Genomic DNA, 6,224 nt, shown 5'->3' on the forward strand with positions numbered 1-6,224 from the left:
TTAAACATAAGGATCATAATGAAAAAAACTATCATTTGCTTTTTATCATTTTTGATAATTGGCTGTAATCCAATGAGTGATAATGAGCAAGCTATTAATAATAATTACTTATTTTTTCAAGCTCCTGAACTTAAACCATTTTCCAAACCAATAAAAAAACAAATATTATCTGGTAGCATAAACCAAGAGTTTACTATAAATCAGCAAGGTTTTATTACCTCTGTTGTTTCACCCGAAATTAAACCTACTTTTAATCAATCATCAGATAAAGAATTTCCAGTCAAAATAGATATTGATTACCAAAAATCCTTAATGATTTTCTCGCAACAAGATCAATTTCTTTTAGAATTTTATATAAAATTTGATAATGACAAGAATATGACCGAAATTCATGAAGCAAAACTACCTATTGCTTGGTATGCTAATTATGATGAGCAAAAAAGATTGATTAAGCTTACAAAAAAAACTGATCCCAATCTTATTACCTTCGTATCAACATTTCTTTATGACCAAAATAATTTGAAAAAAATCATTGAAGAAACCACAATTAAAGAAAATGATGAAACAAAACTAATGTCAAAAAATGAAGTGGAATATTTTTATAATAATAATCATCAAATTGATAAAAAAATAATTTATTTAGATGATTATATAACAAAAAATAACCAAAAATTAGAATGCCAATTTTATGATTTTAATCAATTTGGTGATTGGACGAAATATTATTGCTTAAAGCCTAATGAAAATTTCAGTTTCTTTGTTTTACGTGAAATTGAATATTAACCTTTAAGTAAATAAATAGGAGTATAATAATGAAAATCAAAATAATTCTGCTTATAAGTTTAGCGCTATTTGGATGTAAAGATAATCATACACCCAATATAGCCGTTGAAAATAGCTATTTAATTCATGCTGGTATAGATTTAGCCCCCTATTCCATTCCAATTAAAGAACAGTCAATAAAAGGGGATAATCCTGTAACTTTAACGGCAAATACCGATGGACTCATTGAATCAATGACTTTAGATTATTATAAATTTGTTATTGATTATAAAAATGGGAAATATACTTATGAATCTGAAAATAAGAACCTGAATCTTGATATCAAGTTTGATCAAGAAAAAAATATTCTTTCTTATCAGGATGCTAAAAAAAATAATAAATTATTGGTAGGTTATGATTCTAATGGGCGAATAATAAAAATTGAAGATTCAACCTATGACTTGGATTTCATTAGTCAAGTTTATTATGAAAACGATTTAGTCTCTAAAAGGGTTGTAGAAATTTTTCAAAAATACGATGAAACTGACAGTTTCATCGTTGTTTTAAGAGAATATAAATATTTTTATAATGATAAAAAACAATTGAGTAAAAGAATTCAATACGACTACAAAATTGAATTTGGCAAAATTGTACTCGATGAAAACAATCAAAGAATAGCTGAGATGAAGGAAGAGTGTTCTTATGGTGATTATAATCAGCACGGCGATTGGACTAAAGAATATTGTTTAGGTCCAAATAAAGTGACGACGCATTTTTATTTACGAAATTTGGAATACTTTTGATTAAATTGATAAAAAAAGTCATTTAAATATTATTTAAAATCAATTTATTATTTAACCCTCGATATTTCAAATATAATATCGAGGATTAGTGAGCTGTAAAAAACAGTTAAAAAACAATACTTTTAGATTGCTCCCATAATAACATGGGGGATATAAAGTTCCTCAAGATAAGCAATATCATCTTTAGTTAATGAAACTTTTAACGCGCCGACTGCATCATCCAAATATTGCGTTTTGGTTGCACCAATGATAGGTGATGCAACGCCTTTAGCAAATTGCCATGCTAGCGCAACTTGCGTCATGGTTACACCATATTTTTGTGCGATATCATTTACTCTTACAACAATTTCTCTATCTATTTGTTGCGTACTATCATATTTGGCAATAGCAACTTTATCAGTTTTACTTCGCAACGTATCGGTTTTCCATTCTAATCGGGAAAGCCTACCAGCTGCTAATGGGCTATAAGGAGTTAATGAAACATGGAATTGCTTACAGATCGGAATTAACTCTCTTTCATCTTCCCGATATAATAAATTATAGTGATTTTGCATTGAAACAAATTGAGTCCAACCATTTTGCTTAGCTGCCAGCTGCATATTATAAAATTGATAACCATACATTGCCGATGCACCTAATGCTCGGACTTTACCTATCTCGACCAAATGATGTAATGCCGCCATGGTCTCTTCAATCGGTGTACTGTAATCAAAACGATGAATTATGTATAAATCGACGTAATCGGTACCCAATCGTTTGAGCGATCCATCAATTTCTCTTTCAATAGCTGTTTTAGAGAGGTGTCCTTCGTTAAAATAGACTTTAGTGGCCAAAACGACTTTATCTCTAGCGATATTTCGTTTCAATGCTCTTCCAACATATTCCTCGCTAGTTCCACTTGAATAAGTATTAGCTGTATCAATAAAATTAATACCTAGATCTAAAGCATGTTTAATGATGGCTTCACTTTGGTCGGGATTAAGTGTCCAGTCATGCATTTTACTGGCAGGATCACCAAAACTCATACATCCTAAGCAAAACCTGGAGACCTCAATATCAGAAGTACCTAATTTTATATAATCCATACAATAACTCCTCAGTATGTCAGAATCGTTTAAATAATTTAATAAATTGATAAAAAGTCAATTTTGATAATATTATTTTAGAGATAACTTTTATTGAGATAAACAGGGTATTCATTTATAGTATCATGAATTAAATTCATTAATTTTATATATTATGCATAACTATAATGAACTCAATTACTTTATTACTATCGCTGAAGCAAAAAGCTTTATTGGAGCAGCTAAATCTTTGGGAGTTTCCTCTTCCGCATTAAGCCATAGTATGAGGAATTTAGAAACTCGATTAAATCTCAGGCTATTTAATCGTACAACTCGAAGTCTTTCACTAACTGAAGCTGGTGAACAACTTTATAAACAACTAGCGCCTCTATTTAAACAGATAAATGAAGAAGTTAACGCACTTGGCGATTATTTAGATACGCCATCAGGTACAATTAGGATCAACGCATCAAATATTGCGATTGAAAACTTTATATATCCTAAATTAAGTCAATTTTCCTTACGCTATCCACAAATTAAGATTGAAATTGAATGTGACAATAATCTAGTCGATATCGTTAAAGATGGTTTTGATATGGGTTGTAGAATTGGGAATGACCTTGCTAAAGAAATGGTTGCTGTAAAAATATCAGATCCTTTGCGAATGGTCCTAGTTGCTAGTCCTGATTATCTAAAGCAGAGAAAAGAGCCTAAACAGATAAGTGATTTAGATCAACATCTTTTAATTGGCAAAAAAGTTTCAAGCCAACATGGAATGGAAACAATTTGGGAATTTACTAATAGCGGTAATATTATTCAATATCACCCCTCTACTCACTTCTCCATCAATAATCATTTAAGAAAACAGGCGATACTTGATGGCTTAGGTATTTGTTGGATTGGTTATCCTGATGTAAAAAATGAATTAGCAACTGGAAGACTTATAGAATTATTAAGCGACTATTCAATTACCTATGAGCCATTTTATATCTATTATCCAAGCCGTAAAGGCCATTCAAATGTTTTTAAACTTGTTTTAGATGCATTGAAATCTTAATTAGATTAATCTTTATATTTTAAAAAGGCAGTAATACTGCCTTTTTAATTTTCCAAAATGGCCTATCAATTTTTTAATAAACTATATTGATGATTAACTTCGTCAATTGCTTTGCGAAGATCTTCTTGAAACTGTGGGATAGTTTGTAATTTTGAGTACTCCACTGCCCCAACCATTCTACCGGCATTTACGTCGGTCTGCCAATGGGCCCCACAAATCATTCTGCTTTGACCAAATTCATAGCCTCGTTTGATTAACGCTTCAGCATGTGAAGGTGAAATTTGAGCTAGAACTAAAGCTAATGTCCAACCATAAGCGGTATGACCTGATGGAAATGAACCATTTTGACGTAATCGTTCTTCTTCATCAACAGGCTGGCAAGAGTGATTACCAAAATAGACAAAAGGACGTTTTCGCATATAAAACTCTTTAGCCGTTTTAGTGGCATTATCAGCAGAATCAACCAATAAATCACCAAACATTTTATATAAAGTGGGTGTTGTTTCGGCTGATATTGTAATACCTAAAGGTTCAGAAAAAATTTCAGCTACATTTGCCGTATGCAAATCAGCATCCTTTGTTGCTTGTTTCCAACGATCAGTATCTTTGAGATTATAACCATGTAAATAGGCAATCTTATCTGCTTCAAATTCAGGCGTACCTTCTTGAGGATAAATAGGCAAGTATTCTTTACTACTAACGGCTTGATCGGCAGTATGATATGTAACCCCAACTTCATGACCAAGAAAGTCTTCTGTTGATCCTTTTTGAAAAGCAAATAATGATGAAGAAAATATTAAAGAACAGTAGAGTGTTGAAATGAAAATTGTCAATTTTCTAATATTTATTTTTTCTGCCATATTTTACTCCTATTACCAGATTAATGATTAAACAGGCTTACTTCGGAGAACTTGGAAAAATTTTGATGATAATAATAACTTTATTTAGTATTAATTTTTTAGGATTTGGGTGAGCAATTGAAATATGATCTATTATTGGTGCCAGTGGTCGGACTCGAACCGACACGCTTTTAAGGGCGGCGGATTTTGAATCCGATAACTTATTATTATAAATCAATATGTTATAAAATTTACTTGGAATATACAGTGCTTTTTGCTAAGTTTTTTATCATTAAATATCAATACTTTATTCAATTTTATTCTTACATATTCTAACACTTTCTGCGATCCGCTTTCCAGCTTTTCATTTCAATTCACTCTCCAAAAAAATATTAGTTTATGATGAATAAAACTAACTAATCTTTCATAACATGATCACAATAAACTACACAAAAACAATTTACATACTAACCGACCCTGATAACGATTCTATTTACGATTGCGAAAATGATTCGTACTTGATTTTTCCGTCATGCGATATACACAATGATTGGTGGTGTTTTTATAAAAACGATAGATTAAACAAAATTGGAATTTTTAAATCGTATCAAGATGCGGTGGAGTATGTGAAGTTGAGGATTGAAGATGAATCTTTTAACTGGATATGATTTAATAATCATCTTATTAATTATTGAGATCAACCATGAAAAAAATAATAGCGATATTTTTTATCTTATTTTCGTTTAGTGTTTATTCTTATGATATTGATGAGTTAATTAAGAAAGCTAACAACGGAGACGCTGAAGCTCAATATAAGTTAGGTAATATATATTCTGATAACAACAGTACAATTACAGATTATGAGAAGGCTATAAATTATTATAAATTATCCGCAGAGCAAGGTAATTTATATGCTCAACACAACTTAGGCGTAATGTATTATTTTGGCAAAGGAGTACCTAAAAATTTATCTATTGCAAAAGAATGGTTTAAAAAATCTTGTGACCAGAAATTTGTAATTGCATGTGGTTATTATAAACAATTAAATAAGTTTAATTAATAACTAGACCTGCACCGTCGGTTAAAACTCCCGAAATTTTTGCCATAATTTTAATTTCTCCAGATAATAAAAAAACCGCTACTAAAGCGGTTTTTTTATTTTTTTAATGTCATAAGCGTAATGATGTCGGGAATGCCCGCTGTATGATGTTTATCGCTCTCGCGCATACTAACACTAAATGTTGCGTGCGCTGGAATGGCAATAAAATATGTTTTGCTAGCAACAGGATTATAACGTGTTGTTTCAATTTTTTGTATAAAAACAATTCTACCATTAGTGTTATTGAATATAGTTATTTCAACTTCCCCGTAACGCCATATGCGAGAATCATCAGGTCGCTGATACGCTATTAACGTAAAAGGTAAAATAAATAAATCTCTGTCAAATGGCTCAGGTGCTATAGTAACAGAGCCATTTTTTTTACACACGTACATTTTTACAATGTCGCCAACAATTTGCATTGCTGTCAATTTTCCCTGAATCTGACAATTTTCATTAATCACAACATTGTTTAATTGCCCTGAATTTGCATAAATGTTACCTGAGATGTTAGCACGTCTTGCGTTTAATGTACCGTCTTCCCAAAGCTCAAAAGCAGGTGGGGTACCTGCACTAATAACACTACCAGCTATCATCCTG

The 6,224-nt window shown here is 31.2% G+C and carries 7 protein-coding genes; 4 read left to right on the forward strand and 3 right to left on the reverse strand.

Annotated elements, in window-relative coordinates:
• The first annotated feature begins 18 nt into the window (after nucleotides 1-18).
• Complete coding sequence (locus J3U16_RS10355) at nucleotides 19-783, forward strand: hypothetical protein (protein ID WP_267330342.1); 765 nt, start codon at nucleotides 19-21, stop codon at nucleotides 781-783.
• 29 nt (nucleotides 784-812) lie between these two features.
• Nucleotides 813-1,565, forward strand: coding sequence for a hypothetical protein (locus J3U16_RS10360; RefSeq protein ID WP_267336832.1), 753 nt, complete (start codon nucleotides 813-815; stop codon nucleotides 1,563-1,565).
• A 122-nt stretch (nucleotides 1,566-1,687) separates the two neighbouring features.
• Here J3U16_RS10360 and J3U16_RS10365 read toward each other — a convergent pair whose 3' ends face one another.
• Nucleotides 1,688-2,650, reverse strand: a complete 963-nt coding sequence (locus J3U16_RS10365; RefSeq protein ID WP_065734147.1) for an aldo/keto reductase — start codon at nucleotides 2,648-2,650, stop codon at nucleotides 1,688-1,690.
• Between the two features lie 154 nt (nucleotides 2,651-2,804).
• Here J3U16_RS10365 and J3U16_RS10370 point away from each other — a divergent pair, with 154 nt between their 5' ends.
• The gene (locus J3U16_RS10370; RefSeq protein WP_065734148.1) at nucleotides 2,805-3,686 is read left to right on the forward strand and encodes a LysR family transcriptional regulator; all 882 of its coding nucleotides are present in this window, start codon (nucleotides 2,805-2,807) and stop codon (nucleotides 3,684-3,686) included.
• A 65-nt stretch (nucleotides 3,687-3,751) separates the two neighbouring features.
• Here the strand turns inward: J3U16_RS10370 and J3U16_RS10375 are convergent, their stop codons facing one another.
• A complete protein-coding gene (locus J3U16_RS10375; RefSeq protein WP_267343007.1) occupies nucleotides 3,752-4,546 on the reverse strand; it encodes an acid phosphatase in 795 nt (264 codons plus the stop codon).
• Between the two features lie 682 nt (nucleotides 4,547-5,228).
• On the opposite strand from J3U16_RS10375, the gene J3U16_RS10380 reads away from it, so the two are divergent.
• A complete protein-coding gene (locus J3U16_RS10380) occupies nucleotides 5,229-5,585 on the forward strand; it encodes a tetratricopeptide repeat protein (protein WP_267343009.1) in 357 nt (118 codons plus the stop codon).
• A gap of 95 nt (nucleotides 5,586-5,680) precedes the next feature.
• Here J3U16_RS10380 and J3U16_RS10385 read toward each other — a convergent pair.
• A partial coding sequence (locus tag J3U16_RS10385) for a phage tail tip protein (RefSeq protein WP_267343011.1) occupies nucleotides 5,681-6,224 on the reverse strand: 544 nt, incomplete at its 5' end.

Source organism: Gilliamella sp. B3023 (assembly GCF_026536845.1).
Taxonomy (GTDB): domain Bacteria; phylum Pseudomonadota; class Gammaproteobacteria; order Enterobacterales; family Orbaceae; genus Gilliamella; species Gilliamella apicola_E.